The sequence below is a fragment of the Burkholderia sp. 572 genome (genome assembly GCF_040545135.1).
Classification (GTDB): domain Bacteria; phylum Pseudomonadota; class Gammaproteobacteria; order Burkholderiales; family Burkholderiaceae; genus Burkholderia; species Burkholderia cepacia.
This window is the reverse complement of sequence record NZ_JBEPLH010000002.1, coordinates 179,918-204,304: the sequence shown is the minus strand read 5'-3', so window position 1 is coordinate 204,304 and position 24,387 is coordinate 179,918. Positions and strand designations below refer to the sequence as shown.

Genomic DNA, 24,387 nt, shown 5'->3' with positions numbered 1-24,387 from the left:
GAGAAAATCGGATGCCCGATTATCTCAGTTTGCCGCCGTGGCGGGGCGCGCAAAACGCGCCCGATGCGCGTGCTGCAGCGCAAACAGCGAGGTGTGCGCCGCAGCGACGAACGGCGGCCCCGAGGCCCGCCGCCCGTGCGTTCGCGTTACTGGCTGAAGAGGCGGCGCGTGACCGGCGAACCGGCCGGGATGCCGGCTTCCTCGAGCTTCGCGTACAGCTTCATCAGTTGCTGGTCGATCGCGACGAGCGTCGATTCCGGCAGCGGCCGGCGCGAATCGTCGACGACCCGCGCACCGATCCGTTCGGACAGCGACTTCGCGTAGTCGCACATCAGCCGGAACGGCAGGATGTCCTCTTCGGCGACCGGCACGTCGAGCACCAGCGTGATCATGTTGCCGCCCTTGTACGTGAGGTCGTCACGCAGGAAGTTCGTGTCGCCGAACTGCAGCATGAACACCGGGTTCTGCTTCGCGTCGAGCTTCACGAAACGCGTGCCGTCGCGCGACAGCAGCAGCCCGTCCTGCGACGCGACCGCCTGCACGTAGTTCGCCGACCACGGCGCGCCGTCCGACATCACGTTGATCGACAACTGGGCGTCGCATTGCGCGGCAAACGCGTCGAGCTCGCGCGCCATCGCGACCGTTTCCATCATGTCCGGGAATTCCGGCGCGCCGTCGATCGCGTCGGCGAACTGCTGGACGCCCGTCACGAATTCGGAGAACTCGAGCTCGTTCAGCGCGCCGCTGCGGTTCGCGAGCTGCGCGGCCGCGCGCAGTTCCTCGTAGCGCACGCCGTTCTGCAGCAGCTCCCACTGGCCGCCTTCGGGCTTGCCTTCGATATGCACGGGCTTGCTGCCCGCGCGGCGCAGCCGCTGCGCGGCCGGCAGGATCTTGTCGCCCGGCAGCAAACCGGTGAGGCGGATCGGCACGATGCAGTCGATCCGGCGGTCGACGATCGCCGGCGGTGCCGACGAGATCGTCGTCGCGGCCGGCAGCACGGGTTCGACCGGCTCGGCCGCTTCAGCGTGCGTGTCGTGCGCGGTGGCCGGCACGGTGTCTTCGCCGGCAACCGCGTCGACCGGCTCGGCCGGCGACTCGACGCCGGTCGCCTCGGCCTGCAGATCGGCCGGCATGTCGGCAGGCGCCGCACCGCCGAAGGTCGGCTCGACGCGCGCGACTTCCGCCGACGCGGCAGCCGCAGCAGCCGGCGCCGCAGGCTCGCGCCGCACCGGCTGACGCACCGGCTCGATGAACGGCAACTCTTCGTCGCGCTCGGGGCGGTTCATCGCCTCGGCCGCTTCCTCCGGCATCGGGCGCGGCATCCTGCGCCGCACCTTCGCGCCCTGCCATGCGTTGTAGACCACGACGCCGCCCACCACGACGGCGCCCGCGCCGATCAAACCGAGTGTCAACTCGTCCATGCACGCTCCATCAGCAATTCTTGTTCGTCGGAACCGCGAACGGGCGCCCATGCGCCGCGCGAACGCGGTCCGGTTTCGTCAAACGTCAATTCTGGGCAAAACCCGCGGCGGTTTCCATGTCCACCGCGACGATCCGCGACACGCCCTGCTCCTGCATCGTCACGCCGATCAGCTGCTGCGCCATCTCCATCGCGATCTTGTTGTGCGAGATGAACAGGAACTGCGTCTTGTCGGACATCGCGCGCACGAGATTCGCGAAACGCTCGGTGTTCGCGTCGTCGAGCGGCGCGTCGACCTCGTCGAGCAGACAGAACGGCGCCGGATTGAGCTGGAACATCGCGAACACCAGTGCGGTCGCGGTCAGCGCCTTCTCGCCGCCCGACAGCAGGTGAATCGTCGCGTTCTTCTTGCCCGGCGGCTGCGCCATCACCTGCACGCCGGCATCGAGGATCTCGTCGCCCGTCATGATCAGCTTCGCCTGGCCGCCGCCGAACAGGCGCGGGAAAAGGTCGCTGAAGTGACGGTTGACCTCGTCGAAGGTGCCTTGCAGCAGCGTGCGGGTTTCCTGGTCGATCTTGTGGATCGCGTCCTCGAGCGTCGTGATCGCGTCGATCAGGTCGGCCGATTGCGCATCGAGAAACACCTTGCGCTCGCTCGCGGCCTTCAGCTCGTCGAGCGCGGCCATGTTCACCGGGCCGAGCGCGTTGATCGCGTTGTTCAGGCGCGTGACCTCGCCTTGCAGGTACGACGGCTTCAGATCCGGCGTGAGCTTCTCGCGCAGCGCTTCCTCGTCGACCTCGGCCGCCGTCAGTTGCTCGGCGAACTGCTCGACCGCCAGGCGCGCGGCCTGCTCCTTCAACTGCAATTCGGTGATGCGATCGCGCAGCGGCTGCAGCGAGCGCTCGGCGACGAGCCGCTGCTCGTCCGACGCGCGCAGCTTCGCGGTCAGGTCGTCGAGTTCGATCCGCGCGGCCTGCAGCGCCTCTTCCTTCACCGCACGAACTTCGAGCGCGTCCTGCAGGCCCGTGTGCGCGGTCTGCTCGTTGATCGTCTCGAGTTCGGCGCGTGCGTCTTCCAGCGATCCGGCAACACGTTCGCTCTGCTCGTGCGCGACCTGGATGCTGCGCTTGAGTTCGTCGATCCGCGTCACCGCGTTGCGCGCGGCGAAGCGCGCGTCGTTCGCGCCGCGCTCCAGGTCACGCGCTTCCTGACGCGCCTGCGTCAGCGATTCGTCGAGTGCTTCGAATGCGAGCTGGTTGTCCTCGAAGCGCGCCTGCAGCTCCGCGAGTTCGCCGTCGAAACGTTCGAAATTCGCTTCCGATTCGGCGCGCATCGCGCGCTGCTCTTCGATCTGCGCGCCGATTTCCTCGAGTTCCTCGCGGATCTGCGTGCTGCGCTGCGTGTAACGTTCGTGCGCCTGCGCGAGCTTCAGCACGTCCATCTGCAGCGCGTGCACGCGTTGCGTCGCACGCTCGGCCTGTGCGCGCACGTCGCCGAGCGCCTGCGTGGCCTGCGTGTGCGCGGCTTCCGCGCGCACGGCGGCCGTGCGCGCCTCGTCGGCGAGCAGCGCCTGCGCACGCACCTGGCGCGTCAGGTTTTCGATTTCCTGCTGGCGGGCCAGCATCCCGGCCTGCTCCGAATCAGCGGCGTAGAGCTGCACGCCGACGCGCGTGACGACATGGCCGGCCTTGACGACGAACGCGCCGCCTGCCGGCAGCTGCGTGCGCGTCGCGAGCGCCTGTGCGACGTCGTCGGCGACATACACGTTGCCGAGCCAGTCGTTCAGCACCGCACGGATGCCCGCATCGTCGATGCGCACGAGCGACAGCACCGGACGCAGGCCCGCCACGGCCGCGGGCGGTTCGCCGGCCGCGGGCGGCGCATAGAACGCGAGCTTTGCCGGCGGCGCATCGGTCGCGAATGCCTTCACCCAGTCGAGATTCGACACTTCGAGCGCGGCGAGGCGCTCGCGCAGCACGGCCTCGAGCGCCGCTTCCCAGCCGGCCTCGACGTGCAGCTTCTTCCACAGGCGCGGCAGCGCGCCGAGCTCGTGCTTGTCGAGCCACGGCTGCACCTTGCCTTCGGTCTGCACGTTTTCCTGCAGTTGCTTCAACGCGGCGAGACGCGCCTCGAGCTGGTGGATCTGCGCGGCCTCGGCCTGCACGCGCTCCTGCGCGGCACGGCGTTCGCCATCGAGGCGCGGCACCGTTTCCTGCGCGTCGGCGAGGCGCGCCTGCGCTTCGGCAAGGATCTCTTCCTGCTCGGCCAGTTGCATGCGCAGCTCTTCGAGCTGGGCCTCGTCCGGCGCGTCGAGCCCGCCCGCTTCGCTCTTCAGGCGCTCATGGCGCTGCTGAAGCTGCTGAAGCTGCTGGTCGGCGTTGCGCTGGTGCGCGGCCTCGAGTTTCAGCGACTGTTCGGTCTGCGCGATCCGCGCGCGCTCGTCGTTGAGCTGCGCCTGCGCATCGCGCCATTTCGCTTCGAGCGCCGGCAGCGCGTCGTGCTTCGCGGCGGCGTTGTCTTCGGCGAGCGCGGCCTTCTCGTCGGCCATCGCGCGCGCTTCCTCGGCTTCCTCGAGCTCGTCCTGCGCCTTCTCGGCCTGCGCGCGCCATTGCTCGCGCTGCGCGTTCAGCGCGGCGATCTGCGCCTGCACGCGATTGCGCGATTCGACGATGAACTTGATCTCGGCTTCGAGGCGGCTCACCTCGGCATTCGCCTCGTAGAGCGAACCCTGCGCGCCCTGCATCGCGTCGCTCGCCGAGTAATGCGCGACACGCAGTGTCTCGAGCTGCGCCTCGACCTCGCGCAGCTTCGCCGTCTGCGCCTCGAGGTCGATCTGCGCCTGTTCGATCGCGCGCTGCTGCTTCTGCTGCTCGCCCGCGGCCTCGTTCTTGCGCAGCAGCCACAGCAGGCGCTGCTTCTCCTCGCCGTCGGCGACGAGTTCCTTGTACTTGGTCGCGACGACGGCCTGCGCCTCGAGCTTCTCGAGGTTCGCACCGAGTTCGCGGACGATGTCCTCGACGCGCGTCAGGTTCTCGCGCGTGTCGTGCAGGCGGTTCTCGGTTTCGCGGCGGCGCTCCTTGTACTTCGAGACGCCCGCGGCTTCCTCGAGGAACACGCGCAGCTCTTCCGGCTTCGCCTCGATGATCCGCGCGATCATGCCCTGCCCGATGATCGCGTACGCACGCGGCCCGAGGCCCGTGCCGAGGAAGATGTCCTGGATGTCGCGGCGACGCGCCGGCAGGTTGTTGATGTAGTAACTCGACGTGCCGTCGCGCGTGAGCACGCGCTTCACGGCGATCTCGCCGTACTGGCCCCACTGGCCGGCCGCGCGGCCGTCGGAGTTGTCGAAGATCAGTTCGACGCTGGCCCGGCTGCCGGGCTTGCGGGCGGTCGAGCCGTTGAAGATCACGTCCTGCATCGACTCGCCGCGCAGCTCGGAAGCGCGCGACTCGCCGAGCACCCAGCGCACGGCGTCGATGATGTTGGACTTGCCGCACCCGTTCGGGCCCACCACGCCGACAAGCTGGCCCGGAACCTGGAAATGCGTGGGATCGACAAAGGATTTGAAGCCAGCGAGTTTGATCGAGCTCAGACGCACGGCGGTATCGGATGTGAAGAAGGTGTGAAACGGACGGAGCCGCACTGCGCGAGGCCGGACGGCCCATGCGCGCGACGCGCCCCGGAATTCAAAAGCGGGGCCGCGCGCATCCAGCGTTGGGCCCCGCAAACGGCTTCCATCATACCATCGCGCGTGCACCGTCCCGACCGTCGCCGGGTTTGTCCGGTGCCGGCGCGGCACGATGGACCCGGCTCGACAGCAGCGTGGCCAGCACGATGCACGCGCCGCCCGCCCACTCGCGCGCGGTCGGCAGCTCGTTCGCGAACACCCACGCCGACAGCGCGGTGATCACGATCTCGAACAGCATGATGATCGACGCACGGTTCGCCGGCACACGCGCGAGCCCGTACTGCACGAGCAGGTTGTTCGACGCCATCGTCACGCCGATCGCGACGATGATCAGCGCGGCGACACCGAGCTGGCCGCCCGCCGGCGCAGCCGGCAGCCCCTCGAACAGCGACGCGATCGCGCCGAACACGGCCGCGCCGCCGAACAGCGTCGCAGTGCGCATCTCCGCGCGCATCTCCGGCAGCTCGCGGCTCGCCTTGATCACGAGCACGTTGCTCATCGCGAAACTCAGCCCGGCAGCGAGGCCGGCCCATTCGGCCGGGCTGGCCGGCAGCGGCAGGCCGAGCGCCGGCGACCACAGCATCAGCATCGCGCCGCCGATCGACAGCGCCGCGAGCCCCGCGCCGGCCCAGGTCAGCCGCTCGCGCAGCAGGAAGTGCGCGTAGATCGCGGTCCACGCGGGGGTCAGGTAGAACAGCAGCATCACGCGCAGCACTTCGCCGTGGATCGTGCCCCACACGAACCCGAGGTTCGTCACGCCGGCCGTCACCGCGATGCCGGCCAGCACCCAGTGCCAGCGCAGCGTCGCGATCGTGCGGTGCCGCGCGACGATCACGAACAGGAACGCGACGAGGCTCGTCAGCGCGCTCGCGAGCGTGCCCGTCACGCCGAGCGACGCAAGGATCCGCAGCGGATACCAGATCAGGCCCCATACCGATGCGCCGATCAGGATGGCCAGCGTCGGCAGGCTGCCGCGTACCGCGTTATTCATTTGGTTCGATACCCTTTATTCGACCGGTCCGGCCGCCGTTCCGGCAGGCCGTGACCGCGTTCCGTCACGCTATAATCGTCCGTTGCGACCCGTGCGCCCGCGGCGCCCGTTCGCAGCCGCGCGGCGCGCCCGCCGCTTCTTTCGCTCCAACCGGCCGCGATGGCCGCTTCGCCCGTGAACCCTCGACTCGACTCGCTCCAGCCCTATCCCTTCGAAAAGCTGCGCGCCCTGTTCAAGGACGTGACGCCTTCCGGCGCCCTCAAACCGATCAGCTTCGGCATCGGCGAGCCCAAACATGCGACCCCGGCGCTGATCCGCGACGCCGTGGTGGCCGCGCTCGACGGTCTCGCGTCGTACCCGGCCACCGCCGGCTCGGACGCGCTGCGTACGTCGATCGCGCACTGGCTCGAGCGCCGCTACGGGCTGCCGGCCATCGATCCGGCCACGCAGGTGCTGCCCGTGTCGGGCTCGCGCGAGGCGCTGTTCTCGCTTGCCCAGACGGTGATCGACGCACGCCCGTCCGAAACGGGCGAGAAGGCGATCGTACTCTGTCCGAATCCTTTCTATCAAATTTACGAAGGCGCGGCGCTGCTGGCCGGTGCCGAACCCTATTTCGCGAACAGCGACCCGGCCCGCAACTTCGCTTGCGACTACGCGTCGGTGCCCGACGCGGTCTGGGCGCGCACGCAGCTGCTGTACGTCTGCTCGCCGGGCAACCCGACGGGCGCCGTGCTGACGCTCGACGACTGGCGCGAGCTGTTCGCGCTGTCCGACCGCCACGGTTTCGTGATCGCGTCCGACGAGTGCTATTCGGAGATCTATTTCGACGAAGCGGCACCGCCGCTCGGCGGCCTCGAGGCCGCGCACCGCCTCGGCCGCGGCTTCGAGCGGCTCGTGATGCTGTCGAGCCTGTCGAAACGCTCGAACGTGCCGGGCATGCGCTCGGGTTTCATCGCCGGCGACGCGGCGCTGCTGAAGAAATTCCTGCTGTACCGCACGTACCACGGCGCGGCGCTGTCGCCGGTCTGGCAGCACGCGAGCATCGCCGCGTGGAACGACGAGGCGCACGTGCGCGAGAACCGCGCGCTGTACCTGCAGAAGTTCAACACGGTCACGCCGATGCTCGCCGACGTGATCGACGTGAAACTGCCCGACGCGGCGTTCTACCTGTGGGCCAACGTGTCGCGCACCGGCCTGTCGGACACCGAGTTCGCCCGTCGCCTGTACGCCGACTATAATGTGACGGTTCTGCCCGGCTCGTACCTGGCGCGCGATGCGCACGGCACGAATCCGGGCCGCGATTTCATCCGGATCGCGCTCGTCGCGGGCACCCCCGAATGCGTCGAGGGCGCGCAACGCATCGTCGATTTCTGCCGGTCTCTCGCGCGGTAATCGTCCATCCGATCAATTCCATCCAATCTCCTGCGAAAACGAACATGTCGCAACAACTTCAGCAAATCATCGATACCGCCTGGGACAACCGCGCCGAGCTGTCGCCGAAGGCCGCACCGGCCGACGTCCGCGAAGCCGTCGCGCACGCGATCGAGCAGCTCGACAAAGGCGCGCTGCGCGTTGCCGAGAAGATCGACGGCAACTGGACCGTGCACCAGTGGCTGAAGAAGGCCGTGCTGCTGTCGTTCCGCCTGGAGGACAACGCGCCGATGCCCGCCGGCGGCTACTCGCAGTTCTACGACAAGGTGCCGTCGAAGTTCGCGAACTACACGGCAGAGGATTTCGCAGCAGGCGGCTTCCGCGTCGTCCCGCCGGCCATCGCGCGCCGCGGCTCGTTCATCGCGAAGAACGTCGTGCTGATGCCGTCGTACACCAACATCGGCGCATACGTCGACGAAGGCACGATGGTCGACACGTGGGCAACGGTCGGTTCGTGCGCGCAGATCGGCAAGAACGTGCACCTGTCGGGCGGCGTCGGCATCGGCGGCGTGCTCGAGCCGCTGCAGGCGAACCCGGTCATCATCGAAGACAACTGCTTCATCGGCGCCCGCTCGGAAGTCGTCGAAGGCGTGATCGTCGAGGAAAACTCGGTGATCTCGATGGGCGTGTACCTCGGCCAGAGCACGAAGATCTACGATCGCGAGACGGGCGAAGTCAGCTACGGCCGCATCCCGGCCGGTTCGGTCGTCGTCGCCGGCAACCTGCCGTCGAAGGACGGCTCGCACAGCCTGTATTGCGCGGTGATCGTCAAGAAGGTCGACGCGAAGACGCGCGCGAAGGTCGGCCTGAACGAGCTGCTGCGAGGCGACTGATGGCGAAGCCGCACACCGTGGTCGTCTACGGCATTCCGAACTGCGACACCGTGAAGAAGGCCCGCGTGTGGCTCGACGATCACGGCGTCGAATTCGAGTTCCACGACTTCAAGAAGCTCGGCGTCAGCGCGCCGCTGATCGAAGACTGGCTGAAGGACGTGTCGCTCGACGCACTCGTCAACAAGCGCGGCACCACGTGGCGCGGCCTCGACGACGCAATGAAGGCGGCCGCCGAAACGAAGACCGGCGCGGTCGCGCTGATGATCCACAAGCCGTCGGTCATCAAGCGTCCCGTGCTGGTGGTCAACGGCCGCGTGAAATCGCTCGGCTTCGTGGCCGATCAATACGCGGCGCTGTTTGCCGCATAGGGCTGCCCGCGCTGCGCCTGTCGGCGCAGCCCGACGTCTTGTCGCTGCCGGCCACCGCGCCGGCATTTTTTATCGAAAGTGGTCCGAACCATGTCCGCCACCCTAGCCCTTACCGAACAGCTGATCGCCCGCGCGTCCGTCACGCCCGACGACCAGCATTGCCAGCAGATCCTGACCGAGCGCCTCGCCGCGCTCGGCTTCGAATGCGAGACCATCGCGTCGCACGGCGTGACCAACCTGTGGGCCGTCAAGCGCGGCGCCGACGGCCGCGACGGCAAGCTGCTCGCCTTCGCGGGCCACACCGACGTCGTACCGACCGGCCCGCTCGAGCAATGGAGCTCGCCGCCGTTCATCCCCGCCCATCGGGACGGCAAGCTGTACGGCCGCGGCGCGGCCGACATGAAGACGTCGCTCGCGGCGTTCGTCGTCGCATCCGAGGAATTCGTCGCGGCACACCCCGGCCACCGCGGCGCGATCGCGTTCCTGATCACGAGCGACGAGGAAGGCCCCGCCACCGATGGCACCGTGAAGGTCGTCGAGCTGCTCGAAGCGCGCGGCGAACGCATGGACTACTGCATCGTCGGCGAACCGACGTCGACCAACGAACTCGGCGACGTCGTCAAGAACGGCCGCCGCGGCTCGATGTCGGGCGAACTGGTCGTCAAGGGCGTACAGGGCCACATCGCCTATCCGCACCTCGCGAAGAACCCGATCCACCTGCTCGCGCCGGCGCTCGCCGAGCTCGCCGCCGAGCAGTGGGACGAAGGCAACGAATACTTCCCGCCGACGACCTGGCAGGTATCGAACCTGCACGCCGGCACCGGCGCGACCAACGTGATCCCCGGCCACGCCGACCTGCTGTTCAACTTCCGCTTCTCGACCGCGAGCACGGTCGAGGGCCTGCAGGCGCGCGTGCACGCGATTCTCGACAAGCACGGCCTCGAATACACGCTGAAGTGGTCGGTGAGCGGCCTGCCGTTCCTCACGCCGCGCGGCGAGCTGTCGGGCGCACTGGAAAACGCGATCCGCACCGAAACGGGCATCACGACCGAGCTGTCGACCACGGGCGGCACGTCGGACGGCCGTTTCATCGCGCGCATCTGCCCGCAGGTGATCGAGTTCGGCCCGCCGAACGGCAGCATCCACAAGATCGACGAGCACATCGAAGTGCGCTTCATCGATCCGCTGAAGAACGTGTACCGCCGCGTGCTCGAACAACTGATCGCCTGATGGAGCCTCGCATGACGACACCTTTTGCCACTGTTCGCGACCTGCTGCGCTACGCGGTCACGCGCTTCTCGAAGGCGAAGCTCGCGTTCGGCCACGGCTCCGACAATGCGTACGACGAAGCGGCCTACCTCGTGCTGCGCACGCTCGAACTGCCGCTCGACACGCTCGAGCCGTTCCTCGACGCACGGCTCCTGCCCGAAGAAATCGCGGCCGTGCTCGCGGTGATCGAACGGCGCGCGACCGACCGCGTGCCGGCCGCGTACCTCACGCATGAAGCCTGGATGCATGGCCACCGCTTCTACGTCGACGAACGCGTGATCGTGCCGCGCTCGTTCATCGGCGAACTGCTCGACGACGGGCTGCAGCCGTACGTCGCCGATCCCGAACAGGTCGGCGCCGTGCTCGAGCTGTGCACGGGCTCGGGCTGCCTCGCGATCCTCGCGGCGAGCGCGTTCCCGAATGCCGAGATCGACGCGGTCGACCTGTCCGACAAGGCCCTCGAAGTCGCCGAGATCAACGTGCGCGACTACGGCCTCGAAGACCGCGTCGCACTGCACCGCGGCGACCTCTACGCGCCGCTGCCCGCGTTCCGCACCGACCCGGGCACGCGTTACGACGTGATCCTGACGAACCCGCCGTACGTGAATGCGTCGTCGATGGCCGCACTGCCGCCCGAGTACCGTCACGAGCCGGAGATGGCGCTCGCGGGCGGCGATGACGGGATGGACATCGTGCGACGCATCGTCGCCGAAGCCCATCGCTGGCTGCACGACGACGGCGTGCTCGTCGTCGAGATCGGCAACGAGCGCGAGAACGTCGAAGCCGCGTTCGGCGGCCTCGAACTCACGTGGCTGCCCACCAGCGCGGGCGACGACGCCGTCTTCCTGATCCAGGCGTCCGACCTGCCGCGCAAGGCCTGAGCCTTTCCGGCTCGCCCGCCGTGCGGCGCACCATTGCGCCGCACGGTTGGGTAAGATGCGCGTAGGCGGCCGCCCGGCCGCGCGACCTCAGGAGTCCGTCACGCGCCCATGACCCTCGACTGGCTACATCTCGGCACCCTGATCCTGACCATCCATGTGCTCGGGATCGTCGCGGCGTGCCACGCGATCATGAACACGCGCACGTCGCAAGGCGCGATCGCATGGGCCGTCTCGCTTGCGGCCATGCCGTACCTGACGCTCGTTCCGTACCTGTTCCTCGGTCGCAGCAAGTTCTCCGGCTACGTCGACGCCAGGCGCCACGAGCTGGAAATGTTGCGCATGCACACACCCCGCTCGCCCTGGCTCAGCACCGATGCGACCGACGGGCCGGCCGCCGACGCGATCGGCCAGGCCGCGGTGCTCGCGCTCACGCGGCTCGGCGGCATGCCGTTCCTCGGCGGCAATTCGGTGCGCACGCTCGTGAACGGCGATGCGACGTTCTCGGCGATCCTGGCCGCAATCGACGCCGCACGCGATTACGTGGTGGTGCAGTTCTTCATCGTGCGCGACGATGCGCTCGGCCGGATGCTGCGCGACTCGCTGCTCGCGCGTGCGGCAGCCGGCGTGCGCTGCTGCCTCCTGTATGACAGCATCGGCAGCTTCGACTTGCCGCACAGCTACGTCGACACATTGCGCCGGGGCGGCGTCGAGGTGCATCCGTTCGCGACCAACCGGAAGTTCGTCAACCGTTTCCAGCTCAATTTCCGCAACCACCGCAAGATCGTCGTCGTCGACGGCAATCGCGCGTTCGTCGGCGGCCACAACGTCGGCGTCGAATATCTCGGTGCGAAGCCGCGCCTGTCGCCGTGGCGCGACACGCACATCGAGATACGCGGCCCCGTGGTCGCGAGCATCCAGTACGTGTTCGCCGAAGACTGGCACTGGGCGACGCAGAAGCTGCCGCCGCTCGCGATGCCGCCGCCCGCGCAGCCGGGCGACAACATGCATTGCCTCGCCGTGCCGATGGGGCCGGCCGACAAGCAGGAGACGGGCTCGCTGTTCTTCGTCGAGGCGATCAACGCCGCGCGCGAACGGGTCTGGATCACCACGCCGTACCTCGTTCCCGACGAAGCCGTGATCTCCGCGCTGAAGCTCGCCGTCATGCGCGGCGTCGACGTGCGCATCCTGATTCCGAGCCGGCGCGATCACTACGTGGTATTCGAGGCGTCGAAGCTGTACGCGCGCGATCTGATCGATGCAGGCGTGAAGGTATTCCGCTACCGGCCCGGCTTCCTGCACCAGAAGGTCGTGCTGATCGACCGCATCGCAGCGGCGATCGGCAGCGCGAATCTCGACAACCGCTCGTTCCGCCTCAATTTCGAGATCATGGTGCTGACCGTCGACCGCGCATTCGCCGACGAGGTCGAGACGATGCTCGTTGCCGACTTCGCACAGGCGTACGAGGTCGATGCGAACGAATACCGCCGCTCGCCTGCCTGGCGACGCATCGCGATGCACGTCGCGCGGCTGTTCGCACCGATCCTCTGACGGCCGGGACCGCGGCGGCGGGCGGGCGACCCGCACCGGCGCCGCGAACGCCGCCGGCAGCCGTCACAGCAGCTTGTCGATATCCGCGGCGATTTCGTCCGGCTTGGTGGACGGCGCATAGCGCTTGACGATGCGCCCTTCGCGATCGATCAGGAATTTCGTGAAATTCCACTTGATCGCCTTGAGGCCGAGAATGCCGGGCGCCTCATCGGTCAGGTAGCGGTACAGCGGATGCGCATGGTCGCCCTTCACGTCGATCTTCGCGAACATCGGGAACGTGACGCCGTAATTGCGCTCGCAGAACGCGCCGATCTGCGCGGCGTCGCCGGGCTCCTGCTTGCCGAACTGGTTGCACGGAAAGCCGAGCACATAGAAGCCGCGCGCCGCGTACTGGTCGTACAGCTTCTGCAGGCCCGCGTACTGCGGCGTGAAACCACACTCGCTCGCGGTGTTGACGATCAGCAGCACCTTGCCGCGATACGCGTCGAGCGAGGCCGGCGCGCCGGCAAGCGTCTCTGCGCTGAACGAATACAGGGTGGACATCGGGCACTCCTTTTACGAAACCGGATCGACGTGGAGTCTAGGCGAAATTGCGCCATTGCGGCATCCGCCGAACGGCCAATGCCCGGCGCAGGCGGCGCGCAGTCTAGAATAGCGGTTTTGGCCAGTCATTTCCGCCGTGATCCGTTTCAATCAGTTCAGCCTTGCGCGCGGCACCAAGCCGCTGTTCGAGTCGACCTCCTTCGTACTCAATCCCGGCGAGAAAGCCGGCCTGATCGGCGCGAACGGCGCCGGCAAGTCGACGCTGTTCTCGGTCCTGCGCGGCGAGCTGCACTCCGACGGCGGCGATTTCTCGATGCCGCCGTCGTGGCGGATCGCCCACGTGTCGCAGGAAACGCCCGCCGTCGACCGCTCGGCGCTCGACTACACGCTCGACGGCGACGCCGCGCTGCGCGAGATCGAGGCGCGCATCGCCGCCGCGTCCGCCGCGCATGACGGCGCCGCCGAAGCCGACGCGCACGCGGCGTTCGCCGACGCCGACGGCTACACCGCGCCGGCCCGTGCCGAGGCGCTGCTGCTCGGTCTCGGCTTCACGCTCGCGCAGACGCGCGAATCCGTCGCCAGCTTCTCCGGCGGCTGGCGCATGCGCCTGAATCTCGCGCAGGCGCTGATGTGTCGCTCCGACCTGCTGCTGCTCGACGAACCGACGAACCACCTCGACCTCGACGCGATCGTCTGGCTCGAAGACTGGCTGCACCGCTACCCCGGCACGCTCGTCGTGATCTCGCACGACCGCGAATTCCTCGATTCGATCTGCAATGTCACGCTGCACCTGGAAAACCGCCAGGTGAAGCGCTACGGCGGCAACTACTCGCAGTTCGAAGTGCTGCGCGCGCAGCAACTGGCGCTGCAGCAAAGCGCCTACGAAAAGCAGCAGAAGACGATCGAGCACCTGCAGAGCTTCGTCGACCGCTTCAAGGCCAAGGCGACCAAGGCCAAGCAGGCGCAGAGCCGGATGAAGGCGCTCGAGAAGATGGAGCTGATCGCGCCCGCACACATCGCGTCGCCGTTCACGTTCGAATTCCGCACACCCGATGCCGCGCCGAACCCGATGATGGTGATGGAAGACGTCCGCTGCGGCTACCACGCCGACGGCGGAGCGGAGATCCCGATCGTCGAGCGCGTCGCGCTGTCGATCCAGAACGGCCAGCGCATCGGCCTGCTCGGCGCGAACGGCCAGGGCAAGTCGACGCTGATCAAGACGCTGGCCGGCACGCTCGCGCCGCTGTCGGGGCACGTCCGCGACGGCAAGGGGCTGACGATCGGCTATTTCGCGCAGCACCAGCTCGAAACGCTGCGTGAGGACGATTCGCCGCTGGCGCATCTGGCGCGGCTCGCGCCCGACACGCGCGAGCAGGAACTGCGCGACTTCCTCGGCGGCTTCAACTTCTCGGGCGACATGGCCACCAGCCCCGTCGGGCCGTTTTCGGGCGGCGAAAAGGCACGCCTCGCGCTCGCGCTGATCATCTGGCAGAAACCGAACCTGCTGCTGCTCGACGAACCGACCAACCACCTCGACCTCGAAACGCGCCATGCGCTGACGATGGCGCTCGCGCAGTTCGAGGGCACGCTGATCCTCGTCTCGCACGACCGCCACCTGCTGCGCGCGACGACCGACCAGTTCATGCTGGTCGCGAAGCACCGGCTGCAGCCGTTCGACGGCGACCTCGACGACTACCGCGACTGGCTGCTGCAGCACGCGGCCGAGCAACGCGCCGCCGCGAAGGCGGACAGCGCGGCTTCGTCGGGCGCGGGTGCCGCGGCCAACCGCAAGGACCAGAAGCGTCAGGCCGCCGAGGAACGCCAGCGCCTGTCGGTGCTGAAGAAGCCGCTGCAAACGCGTATCACGAAGCTCGAAAAGGAAATGGAGACGCTGCACGCGGAGAAGGCACGCCTCGACGCATTCGTCGCCGATCCGGCGAGCTACGAAGCCGAGCGCAAGACGGAGCTGACCGATGCGATCCGCAAGCTCGGGGACGTCAACACGCGTCTCGAGACGGTCGAGGCCGACTGGCTTGCCGCGCAGGAAGAGCTCGAGCAGATCGGCTGACCGCTGTCGCGGTACAACCGGCCGGTACGCCAGCCCGGCGTGCCGGCTGCCTCGGCACCGCAGCACCTTGATATCGCGACACCTCGACAGGCCCATCCGTCCTTCTTCGGGCCCGGATGCGACAAGGCCGGGCGCACGGTCCCGGCCTGTTCATTCACTACCGTCGTCACCCGGTTCGCCGGCCATCCGCCAGGCTGCCGGCTCAGCGGCGCGGCAGCGTATCGCGCGGCATCTGCTCGTCGTCGCCCATCAGGTACCGGCGCCCTTCGGTCGGCCGCCGGATCGCGGCAGCGACTTCCGCTTCCGTCACGTCCTCGGACACGACCTTGCGCGCGAGACGCCCCTCTTCGTCGATCCATTCGACGATCCGGCATCCACCGCCCCAGGGTTGCCGAATCGGCTCCGACACGCGGCAGCCGCGCAGGTTGTAAAGGCGTCCGCCCGGCGCTTCCCCATAGGATTTCAACATAGGTTCCCTTCGCATTGCGCGGTTCGACAATCCGGCAAAGGATAGGGAAAAGCGATGTCCGGCGGGTTACAGAAGCCTACATATTCTTTACAACGAATTACGCGCCAGATCGCCGGCAGGCCCGGCCCGCGTGCCCGTGCAGCCGGTCACTCGAGATCGCGCACGCGGTCGATCGCCTGCTCGAGCCGATCGACGGCCATCACGTTCAGCCCTTCGATCGGCTGCTTCGGCGCGTTCGCCTTCGGGATCAACGCGGACGTGAAACCGAGCTTCGCGGCCTCGCGCAGCCGCTCCTGCCCGCGCGGCGACGGCCGGATCTCGCCCGCCAGCCCCACTTCGCCGAACACGATCAGCCCCTTCGGCAGCGCCTTGTTGCGCATCGACGAATGGATCGCGAGCAGCACCGCGAGGTCGGCGGCCGGCTCTGTGATCTTCACGCCGCCCACCGCATTGAGGAACACGTCCTGGTCGAAGCACGCGATGCCCGCATGACGGTGCAGCACCGCGAGCAGCATCGCGAGCCGGTTCTGTTCGAGGCCGACCGCGAGCCGGCGCGGGTTCGGCACGTGCGCGGTGTCGACGAGCGCCTGGACTTCGACGAGCAGCGGGCGCGTGCCCTCCTGTGTAACGAGCACGCACGAGCCGGGCACGACCTGCTCGTGCTGCGACAGGAACAGTGCGGACGGATTCGCGACGCCGCGCAGCCCGCGCTCCGTCATCGCGAACACACCGAGTTCGTTGACCGCGCCGAAGCGGTTCTTGAACGCGCGCACGAGCCGGAACGACGAGTGCGTGTCGCCTTCGAAGTACAGGACCGTGTCGACGATGTGCTCGAGCACGCGCGGGCCGGCCAGATTGCCTTCCTTCGTCACGTGCCCGACCATGATGATCGCGGTGCCCGACTGCTTCGCGATGCGCGTGAGCTGCGCCGCGCATTCGCGCACCTGCGCGACGGAGCCGGGGGCCGACGTGAGCGCTTCCGAATAGACGGTCTGGATCGAGTCGATCACGGCCACATCCGGCCGTTCCGTGTCGATCGCGGCCTGGATCTTCTCGAGCTGGATCTCGGCGAGCAGCTTCAGTTCGTCTGCCGGCGCACCGCCGTCAAGCAGCGCAAGCCGTTGCGCGCGCAACGCGATCTGCGCGGCCGATTCCTCGCCGCTGATATAGAGCGCGCGCCGCTCGCTCGCGATGTCCGCGAGCGACTGCAGCAGCAGCGTCGATTTGCCGATACCCGGATCGCCGCCGATCAGTACGACGCCGCCCGGCACGAGCCCGCCGCCGAGCACGCGGTCGAATTCGCCGATGCCGGTGGAGAAGCGCGGCACGTCGGCTGCTTCGATGTCGACGAGACGCTGCACGGGCGCACGCTTCGCGAGCGACTGGAAACGATGGGCCGACGGCGTTTCAGGAACCGATTCGACGAGCGTATTCCAGGCCTGGCATGACGGGCATTGCCCTTGCCACTTCGGGGTCTGTCCACCGCACTCGCTGCAGACGTATACAGTTTTCTGTTTGGCCACGCGCGATGCCCTTATTCCGCGCGCACGGGCACACGGCCGGCGACTGCACACATCAGCTCGTAACCGATCGTGCCGCAATGGCGGGCGACGTCGTCGATCGGCAATGCATTGCCCCACAGCTCGACACGCGCGCCGACGCCGGCTTGCGGGCACGGGGTCAGGTCGACGGTAATCATGTCCATCGACACGCGACCGACGATCCGCGTGCGGATGCCGTCGACGATCACGGGCGTGCCTTCGGGCGCGACCCGCGGATAACCGTCCGCATAACCGCATGCGACCACGCCGATCCGCATCGGCGCCTGCGCGGAAAACGTCGAGCCGTAGCCGATCGCCTGGCCCTTCGCGATCGTCTGCACCGCGATCAGTTCGGACGCGAGCGTCATCGCCGGCTTCAGCCCCGTGTCGGCGATGTCGGACGACAGCCCCGACGGCGACGCGCCGTACAGCACGATCCCCGGGCGCACCCAGTCGAAATGCGTGTCCGGATGCCACAGCACGGCGGCCGAGTTCGCGAGACTGCGCGCGCCGGCGATGTTTTCCGCGCCGCGCTCGAACGTCGCGAGCTGCTCGGCGACGCCGCGCTCGTTGTCCGCATCCGAAAAATGGGTCATCAACGTGATCTGGCCGATGCCGGGGCACGCGCGGGCGCGCTCCCACGCGGCGCGGTATTTCTCCGGCAGGTAGCCGAGCCGGTTCATCCCGCTGTTCATCTTCAGCTGCACGTTGACGGGTTTCGACAGCCGCGCCGTTTCCAGCATCCGCATCTGCTCGTCGTTGTGGACGGTCGTCGTCAGGCTGTAGCGGTCGATCACGTCGATGTCGGTCGAGCGGAAGAACCCCTCCAGCAGCAGGATCGGGCCGGCCCAGCCGAGCTCGCGCAGCTTGACTGCCTCGTCGAGGTCGAGCAGGCCGAAGCCGTCGGTGCCGCGCAGGCCCGGAAACGCGCGGGCGAGACCGTGCCCGTACGCGTTCGCCTTGACGACCGCCCAGACCTTGGACGGGCCGGCAAAGCGGCGGACGACGGAGAGATTGTTCGCGAGAGCGGCGGTGTGGATGGTGGCGGAGATCGGGCGCGGCATGGGAAATTTACGTAAAGACGCTTGCGAATCATCAGCTTACCGCGCCTTTTGAGCACTGAAGCCGACAACTTGCGGAACGATCGGGGAATCTTGCTAGTCCGAACTGGCGTATTTTCATGTTATAAAGCCGTGCGCACAACCCATTTCGAACGGAATAAGCCGATCGCATACCAGGCGGCCTACGCGGCCCTGCCGCAGCGACGAAAGCATCGCATCAGATGAAAAAAGGTTTTTACACCATCATGGCCGCGCAGTTTTTCTCGTCGCTGGCCGACAATGCGCTCCTCATCGCCGCCATCGCTCTGCTGAAAGACCTTCACGCCCCCAACTGGATGACACCGCTGTTGAAGCTGTTCTTCGTGTTGTCCTATGTGGTGCTGGCGGCGTATGTCGGTGCGTTCGCGGATTCGCGACCGAAGGGCCGCGTGATGTTCATCACCAACTCGATCAAGGTGGTCGGCTGCATGATCATGCTGCTCGGCGCCCACCCGTTGATCGCGTACGGAATCGTCGGCTTCGGCGCGGCAGCCTACTCGCCCGCGAAATACGGCATTCTCACCGAGCTGCTACCGGCCGACCGGCTGGTCGCCGCCAACGGCTGGATCGAAGGCACGACCGTCAGCTCGATCATCCTCGGCACCGTGCTCGGCGGTGCGCTGATCAGCCCGCACATCGCGTCGCACGTGATCGCGCATACCCCCGCCTGGATCGGCACGCCCGCCGAAGCGGCGATGGCGATCATCATGGCGATCTACGTGGTCGCCGCGCTGTTCAACCTGCGCATTCCCGATACCGGCGCCCGCTACCCGAAGCAGGAACGCGGCCCGGTCAAGCTCCTCACCGATTTCGCCGACTGCTTCATGGTGCTGTGGCGCGACAAGCTCGGCCAGATCTCGCTGGCGGTCACGACGCTGTTCTGGGGTGCGGGTGCGACGCTGCAGTTCATCGTGCTGAAGTGGGCTGAAGTCTCGCTCGGCATGTCGCTGTCCGAAGGCGCGATCCTCCAGGCCGTGGTCGCGGTCGGCGTCGCGGCCGGCGCAATCGCCGCCGCGGCCCGGATCCCGTTGAAGAAGTCGCTGACCGTGCTGCCCGTCGGCATCGTCATGGGCATCGCGGTGATGCTGATGGCGTTCTACACGCGCGACCTGTTCCCGCCGCACTGGGCCGTGCACTTCGGCCACCTGCGCATGCCTGTGTACCTGATCATCGCGTACATCTTCCTGATGTGCGTCGGCGCGCTGTCCGGTTACTTCGTGGTTCCGATGAACGCGCTGCTGCAGCATCGCGGCCACGTGCTCCTGTCGGCCGGCCACTCGATCGCGGTGCAGAACTTCAACGAGAACCTGTCGGTGCTCGTGATGCTGTGCCTGTATGCGGTGCTCGTGTGGCTCGACGTGCCGGTCGGCGTCGTGATCGTCCTGTTCGGTACGTTCGTCTGCCTGACGATGTGGCTCGTGATGCGCCGCCACCAGGCGAACCAGCGCCAGTTCGACTCGGTCGCGCTGATCGGCGAATCGCGGCACTGACGCTACACTTCCCGTTTCCGTCCGCCGGCGCCGGTCTCCGAACCGGCGCATTGCCCCGATGACGCACCCGATACCCAACATCCTGACGATCGCCGGCTCCGATTCGGGCGGCGGCGCAGGCATCCAGGCCGACCTGAAGACGTTCTCCGCGCTGGGCGCCTACGGCGCCAGCGCGATCACCGCGTTGACCGCCCAGAACACCCGCGGCGTAACGGGCGTGCATGCGCCGGACGCGGCGTTCGTGGCCGCACAGCTCGACGCGGTGTTCAGCGACATCCGCATCGATGCGGTCAAGATCGGGATGCTCGCGAATGCGGCGATCGTGCACGCGGTCGCCGACGCGCTGCGGCGTTATGCGCCGCGCTTCGTCGTACTCGACACGGTCATGATCTCGAAGAGCTCGCACGCGCTGCTGGCGCCCGACGCCGTCGACGCGTTGCGCGATGCGCTGCTGCCGCTCGCGACGGTCGTGACGCCGAACCTGCCCGAAGCGGCCGCGCTGCTGAACGACGTGCCCGCCACCACGGAAGACGACATGGTCCGGCAAGGCCGGGCCCTGCTACAGACGGGCGCGCGTGCCGTACTGATGAAAGGCGGCCACCTGCCGGACGCGTCCGCGAGCCCCGACTGGCTCGTCGAAGCGGCGCGCACCGTGCGGCTCGACGGTGCACGCGTACCGGTCAGCAACACGCACGGCACCGGCTGCACGCTGTCGTCGGCGATCGCCGCGCTGCTTCCGCAACAGCCCGACCTCGAAAGCGCAGTGCGCGAAGCCAAGACCTACCTGACCGGCGCGATCGCCGCGAGCGGCCACCTCGACGTCGGCCACGGCGTCGGCCCCGTCCATCACTTCCATCGCTGGTGGTAAGCGCCGGCTGACGCGGCGTCAGTGATCCTGCGCCGCGAACGCCTGCGCGCGCACCGGCCAGTCGTCCGGCACGACGAACCCGCGCGCCCGTTCGCGCCAGGTGCCGTCACCGCCCTGTTCATGAATACCGATCAGCGCGGGGGCCTCGCGCGTCGTCAACACGGGCGGCAGTTCCAGAGCGGCCGCCAACGGTTCCGGCTCGAATCCGGTATCGGCGGCGGCACGCCGCGGCGCCAGCCACGCCAGCCTCGGCAACACACTCCATGCGGCGCCGGCGGGCTGCGCGGCCGCCCACGCCGGCCACTGCGCGTGCGTCAGCCAGAATCCGCGCGGGTGATCCGGCGCGATTTCGGCGGACACCGGCGGCAACGGCTCGCCGTGCGGATAGAACAACCAGCCCTTGATGAACATCTGCGCGTCGGACGGCGCGCCGTAGCCGAGCCGCGCGAACCCGTCGTGTTCGCCGAGGCGCAACTGGTGATCGAGCAGCCGGCTGCGCTTGCGGTCGAACCGGTCGACGAGATTGGGGCCGACGAAGTCGGCAAGCGATGCACCGTCGCGTACCGGCGCGCACAAATAGCACTTCACCGCGAGTTCCCAATGCAGGCGCTGACCGCCCGGCGCGTCGACGAGAAAATCGACTTCGCCGAGCGTCTTGCCGTTGCTGCGCAGCGGGAGATTGGCCGCGACGAGCCGCAGCGACGGGCCATGCGTCAGGAAATACTCGAGCAGGCATTCCGCGTAGCGGCCGAGCCGGGTGGGCCGGAACCCGTCGAGCGCGCGATGCAGCGGCCCGGGTTGCGCATCGAGCGCGGCGAGCCACGCGTGGACGGCCGACTGCCCGGCCGCATCCGGCCACGGGCGCGCAAGCGGCGCTCCCGGTACCGCGGTGAGGAGGCTCGGGCTGGCAAGCAACCAGCCCAGATCGCGAACCGCGGCGTCATGCAGCGTATCGACGAATGCGCACGCCGCGCCCGTCGTCATTGCCCGGCCGGCTCGTTCACGTCGGCGCCTTCCGCGCGCCGGAACGTGTCGCGTGCGAGGCACAGGTCGGCCCATGCCTTCGACTTGTCCTGCAGGCTGCGCAACAGGTATGCCGGGTGGTAGGTCACGATCACCGGCACGCCCTCGTACGCATGCACGCGGCCGCGCAGCGACGCGATGCTCGCATCCGTCTTCAGCAAGGTCTGCGCGGCGAAACGGCCGAGCGCGACGATCAGCTTCGGCTTCACGAGCGCGACCTGACGCTGCAGATAAGGCTCGCAGCGCGCGACCTCGTCCGGCTCCGGGTTGCGGTTGCCGGGCGGCCGGCACTTGATCACGTTCGCGATGTACACGTTGTCGCCGCGCTGGAGCGACAGCGACTGCAGCATGTTGTCGAGCAGCTTGCCGGCCTGGCCGACGAACGGCTCGCCCTGCTTGTCCTCGTTCTCGCCCGGCGCTTCGCCGATCAGCATCCAGTCCGCTTCGCGGTCGCCGACCCCGAACACGGTGTTCGTTCGCTTCTCGCACAGCCGGCAGAGCGTGCAGTCGGCCACGCGCGCAGCCAGCGCGTCCCAGTCGAGTGTCGCAACCGGGGTTTCGGCGCGTCGCAATGGGGCCGCCGGCGCGGGATCGCCCGGCGGCGCCGCGTCGAACCACGCAAAATCGTCGGCTCCGGCAGGCGGCGCATCGTCCATCGGCGGCATCGTGTCGGTCGATGCGACCGGCGCGGCGCGCGCGGGCACGCGATCGCCGTCGTCGACGCGGTGCGCCGGGGCGGCAGGCTCGCGAACCGGCGGAACATCGACGCTCCGCGCCACTGCCGGCGTCGCCTCGTCTTGCGCCGGCGTACGCGCGGTGCGCGCAGGTCGCTCGGTCGCAACGACGGCAGGTGCGGCGTTCTCCGCCCCCGTTTGCGCCGCGGCGGGCGCTTCGACTGCCGCACCCGCGTCCGCGCCTTCATTCGCGCCCTGCCCGCGCCGCACCCAGATCTGCGCGAGGCCCATTTCCTCGAGCGCCGCTTCAGCCCATGCCATGCGCGTCCCCCTCATCCTTGTTCAGCGTCAGACGCATCACGATCGCGTCTTCCCGGCTGTGATGCTTCGCCGGGTAGTAATTCTTGCGCCGGCCGATCGTCACGAAGCCGAAGCGCTCGTACAGATGGATCGCGCGCGGATTGGACGGCCGCACCTCGAGCAGCACGCCGTCGAGCCGCTCCGCGCGCGAAATGCGCACGGCCTCGCGCAGCAGCGCAAGGCCCGCACCCGCGCGCTGCGCGGCCGGCGCGACGCACAGGTTCAGCAGGTGCATCTCGTCGACCACGGGCATCAGCACGCAATAGCCGACGAGCGAACCCGTCACGTGCCGCAGGCACACGCCCAGGTAGCCGTTGCGCAACGAATCCTCGAAGTTGCCGCGGCTCCACGGGAACTCGTACGCGACATGCTCGATCGCGACGACCTCGTCGAGATCGGCATCCGTCATCGGCGCCAGGTAGCGGTCGCTCAGCAGTACGCCCGTCATCCCTTCGCTCCGCCTGCCTGAGCGGCGCGTGCCGCGACGCGCTCGGCGGTCGTCTGTGCCACCTTGTCGCGCACGTACTCCGGTGCGGCCTGGTCGGCCGGCACCGTACGGCCGGCGCGGAACGCGCGCAGCGCGGCATGGGCGACCGCCAGCGCGTGCGGCATCGCGTCGCCGTCGATCACGGCCGCGTGCGCCGCGGCCGGCAACTGCGCGCCGAACGCGGCAGCCGCGTTACCCGCGAGCGTGAACGGCGTGTCGGGCACGCCGACCGCACCCGGTACATCGAGCGAAGCCGGATGCAGCGTGAGCCAGTCGCCGGCGCTTTCGTCCCACGCGAAGTCCGCCCAGTAGGCTTCGTCCATCCGCGCATCCAGCGCGGCGAGGACGCGGGTCGTACCGGGGGCGCGCAGCCGCGCGTGCTCGGCGCACGCGAGCAGCGTGCCGATCGGCACGACCGGCAGCCCGCGCCCGAACGCGAGCCCCTGGGTAATGCCCGTCGCGGTGCGCAGGCCCGTGAACGAGCCGGGGCCCGCGCCGAACGCGATCGCGTCGCAATCGGCGAGCGTCAGCCCCGATTCGGCGAAGAGCGCCTGGATTGCCGGCAGCACGCGCGTGCTCGACACGGCGCCCGTCAGCTCGTGGCGGACCCAGGTTTGCGGGATGGAAACGGCGTCATCGGCGTGGGCCGAGCGCAGCAGCGCGACCGAGCAGTATTCGGTCGACGTATCGATGGCGAGGAGCACTGTTTGCGTCATGGGCGACATTGTAATGCGGCACCCCGCTCCCACGGGCGATCGGGCCCGATCCGTGCGCACGCGCACGCCCGGCGGCGGTTTGGAAGGATCGCTCGACCCCGCGCGGCGGTCCGCTTGTTAAGATCGCCCGACCTGAAACCCTTACGGAGACACCCGATGAGCGAACTCACCGCCCAATTCGACCAGGCCCAGATCGACGTCAAGCAACTGACGGAACGGCCGGGCAACCTGACCCTGCTGCGCCTGTACGCGCTCTTCAAGCAGGCGACCGACGGCGACGCCCATGGCGACAAGCCGGGCTTCACCGACATCGTCGGCAAATACAAGTACGACGCATGGGATGCGCTGAAGGGCACGTCGCAGGATGCGGCAAAGCAGCAGTACATCGAACTCGTCGAATCGCTGAAGAACGGCACGGCATCCTGACCGAATAGCCTTCGGCCGCCCCCGGTCGCAATAGGCAATCAAATCAGTGGCGCAGCGCAGCAAATCTCTTTATAATGCTGGCTGCGTCATCTCCGCGCTCGGCTCGCAAGCCGTTCCGGCCCGACGCCTCGTAGCGTTAAGCTCCAATCCGGTTTAGAACCTGTCCCCTCCTGCTTCGACCTTCGCGGTCGT

Annotated in this window: 21 protein-coding genes; 10 read left to right on the top strand and 11 right to left on the bottom strand. The window is 68.1% G+C overall.

Features of this window, described 5'->3' with window-relative positions; genetic code table 11:
• Positions 1-146: 146 nt before the first annotated feature.
• The 3 genes from ABIC51_RS04585 to ABIC51_RS04575 all read right to left on the bottom strand — a co-directional run bounded on the left by ABIC51_RS04585 (position 147) and on the right by ABIC51_RS04575 (position 6,100).
• Positions 147-1,421, bottom strand: coding sequence for a cell division protein ZipA C-terminal FtsZ-binding domain-containing protein (locus tag ABIC51_RS04585; RefSeq protein WP_027787084.1), 1,275 nt, complete (start codon positions 1,419-1,421; stop codon positions 147-149).
• A gap of 85 nt (positions 1,422-1,506) precedes the next feature.
• Positions 1,507-5,019 (bottom strand): chromosome segregation protein SMC, encoded by a 3,513-nt coding sequence (smc, locus tag ABIC51_RS04580; protein ID WP_027787083.1) that lies wholly within the window; start codon positions 5,017-5,019, stop codon positions 1,507-1,509.
• Between the two features lie 139 nt (positions 5,020-5,158).
• Positions 5,159-6,100, bottom strand: a complete 942-nt coding sequence (locus ABIC51_RS04575; RefSeq protein WP_027787082.1) for a DMT family transporter — start codon at positions 6,098-6,100, stop codon at positions 5,159-5,161.
• A 159-nt stretch (positions 6,101-6,259) separates the two neighbouring features.
• Here ABIC51_RS04575 and dapC point away from each other — a divergent pair, with 159 nt between their 5' ends.
• The 6 genes from dapC (at position 6,260) to cls (ending at position 12,430) form a co-directional block, all read left to right on the top strand.
• The gene (gene dapC, locus ABIC51_RS04570) at positions 6,260-7,492 is read left to right on the top strand and encodes a succinyldiaminopimelate transaminase (protein ID WP_175899035.1); all 1,233 of its coding nucleotides are present in this window, start codon (positions 6,260-6,262) and stop codon (positions 7,490-7,492) included.
• Between the two features lie 44 nt (positions 7,493-7,536).
• Positions 7,537-8,364 carry a 2,3,4,5-tetrahydropyridine-2,6-dicarboxylate N-succinyltransferase gene (dapD, locus tag ABIC51_RS04565; protein WP_014896723.1) on the top strand — a complete coding sequence of 276 codons (828 nt, stop codon included), beginning with the start codon at positions 7,537-7,539 and terminating at the stop codon, positions 8,362-8,364.
• Positions 8,364-8,732, top strand: a complete 369-nt coding sequence (locus ABIC51_RS04560; protein WP_006478478.1) for an ArsC family reductase — start codon at positions 8,364-8,366, stop codon at positions 8,730-8,732. Before dapD ends, ABIC51_RS04560 begins: the two co-directional genes overlap by 1 nt.
• 90 nt (positions 8,733-8,822) lie before the next feature.
• Positions 8,823-9,962, top strand: coding sequence for a succinyl-diaminopimelate desuccinylase (gene dapE, locus ABIC51_RS04555; protein WP_060084331.1), 1,140 nt, complete (start codon positions 8,823-8,825; stop codon positions 9,960-9,962).
• Between the two features lie 11 nt (positions 9,963-9,973).
• Positions 9,974-10,882 carry a 50S ribosomal protein L3 N(5)-glutamine methyltransferase gene (gene prmB / locus ABIC51_RS04550; protein ID WP_175861550.1) on the top strand — a complete coding sequence of 303 codons (909 nt, stop codon included), beginning with the start codon at positions 9,974-9,976 and terminating at the stop codon, positions 10,880-10,882.
• Between the two features lie 108 nt (positions 10,883-10,990).
• Positions 10,991-12,430, top strand: a complete 1,440-nt coding sequence (gene cls / locus ABIC51_RS04545) for a cardiolipin synthase (protein WP_059694711.1) — start codon at positions 10,991-10,993, stop codon at positions 12,428-12,430.
• 63 nt (positions 12,431-12,493) lie between these two features.
• Here cls and ABIC51_RS04540 read toward each other — a convergent pair whose 3' ends face one another.
• A complete protein-coding gene (locus ABIC51_RS04540) occupies positions 12,494-12,973 on the bottom strand; it encodes a glutathione peroxidase (RefSeq protein ID WP_027787077.1) in 480 nt (159 codons plus the stop codon).
• Between the two features lie 136 nt (positions 12,974-13,109).
• Between ABIC51_RS04540 and ABIC51_RS04535 the strand changes: the two genes are divergently transcribed.
• The gene (locus tag ABIC51_RS04535; RefSeq protein WP_042974800.1) at positions 13,110-15,041 is read left to right on the top strand and encodes an ATP-binding cassette domain-containing protein; all 1,932 of its coding nucleotides are present in this window, start codon (positions 13,110-13,112) and stop codon (positions 15,039-15,041) included.
• 202 nt (positions 15,042-15,243) lie between these two features.
• Here the strand turns inward: ABIC51_RS04535 and ABIC51_RS04530 are convergent, their stop codons facing one another.
• The 3 genes from ABIC51_RS04530 to alr form a co-directional block, all read right to left on the bottom strand.
• Complete coding sequence (locus ABIC51_RS04530) at positions 15,244-15,510, bottom strand: DUF2866 domain-containing protein (protein ID WP_021159088.1); 267 nt, start codon at positions 15,508-15,510, stop codon at positions 15,244-15,246.
• A 146-nt stretch (positions 15,511-15,656) separates the two neighbouring features.
• Entirely contained in the window at positions 15,657-17,033 is a 1,377-nt protein-coding gene (gene radA / locus ABIC51_RS04525; protein ID WP_027787075.1) for a DNA repair protein RadA, read from the bottom strand.
• A gap of 11 nt (positions 17,034-17,044) precedes the next feature.
• Complete coding sequence (gene alr, locus ABIC51_RS04520) at positions 17,045-18,115, bottom strand: alanine racemase (protein ID WP_021159086.1); 1,071 nt, start codon at positions 18,113-18,115, stop codon at positions 17,045-17,047.
• 218 nt (positions 18,116-18,333) lie between these two features.
• Here alr and lplT point away from each other — a divergent pair, with 218 nt between their 5' ends.
• Both lplT and thiD read left to right on the top strand, forming a co-directional pair.
• On the top strand, positions 18,334-19,641 hold the full coding sequence (gene lplT, locus ABIC51_RS04515) for a lysophospholipid transporter LplT (RefSeq protein ID WP_059687314.1): 1,308 nt from the start codon (positions 18,334-18,336) through the stop codon (positions 19,639-19,641).
• Between the two features lie 58 nt (positions 19,642-19,699).
• Positions 19,700-20,509, top strand: a complete 810-nt coding sequence (thiD, locus tag ABIC51_RS04510; RefSeq protein WP_027787073.1) for a bifunctional hydroxymethylpyrimidine kinase/phosphomethylpyrimidine kinase — start codon at positions 19,700-19,702, stop codon at positions 20,507-20,509.
• Between the two features lie 18 nt (positions 20,510-20,527).
• Here thiD and ABIC51_RS04505 read toward each other — a convergent pair whose 3' ends face one another.
• The 4 genes from ABIC51_RS04505 to tsaB are packed head-to-tail and all read right to left on the bottom strand — an operon-like array spanning position 20,528 to position 23,778.
• Positions 20,528-21,493 carry a DUF1853 family protein gene (locus ABIC51_RS04505; protein ID WP_027787072.1) on the bottom strand — a complete coding sequence of 322 codons (966 nt, stop codon included), beginning with the start codon at positions 21,491-21,493 and terminating at the stop codon, positions 20,528-20,530.
• Complete coding sequence (locus ABIC51_RS04500) at positions 21,490-22,527, bottom strand: uracil-DNA glycosylase (RefSeq protein WP_175899033.1); 1,038 nt, start codon at positions 22,525-22,527, stop codon at positions 21,490-21,492. Before ABIC51_RS04500 ends, ABIC51_RS04505 begins: the two co-directional genes overlap by 4 nt.
• A complete protein-coding gene (gene rimI, locus ABIC51_RS04495) occupies positions 22,514-23,014 on the bottom strand; it encodes a ribosomal protein S18-alanine N-acetyltransferase (RefSeq protein WP_021159081.1) in 501 nt (166 codons plus the stop codon). Before rimI ends, ABIC51_RS04500 begins: the two co-directional genes overlap by 14 nt.
• Entirely contained in the window at positions 23,011-23,778 is a 768-nt protein-coding gene (gene tsaB / locus ABIC51_RS04490) for a tRNA (adenosine(37)-N6)-threonylcarbamoyltransferase complex dimerization subunit type 1 TsaB (protein ID WP_027787070.1), read from the bottom strand. The genes rimI and tsaB overlap by 4 nt, the downstream gene beginning before the upstream one ends.
• A gap of 147 nt (positions 23,779-23,925) precedes the next feature.
• Between tsaB and ABIC51_RS04485 the strand changes: the two genes are divergently transcribed.
• Positions 23,926-24,195: an acyl-CoA-binding protein gene (locus tag ABIC51_RS04485; RefSeq protein WP_011352486.1), complete on the top strand. Its 270-nt coding sequence runs from the start codon at positions 23,926-23,928 to the stop codon at positions 24,193-24,195.
• Positions 24,196-24,387 lie beyond the last annotated feature (192 nt).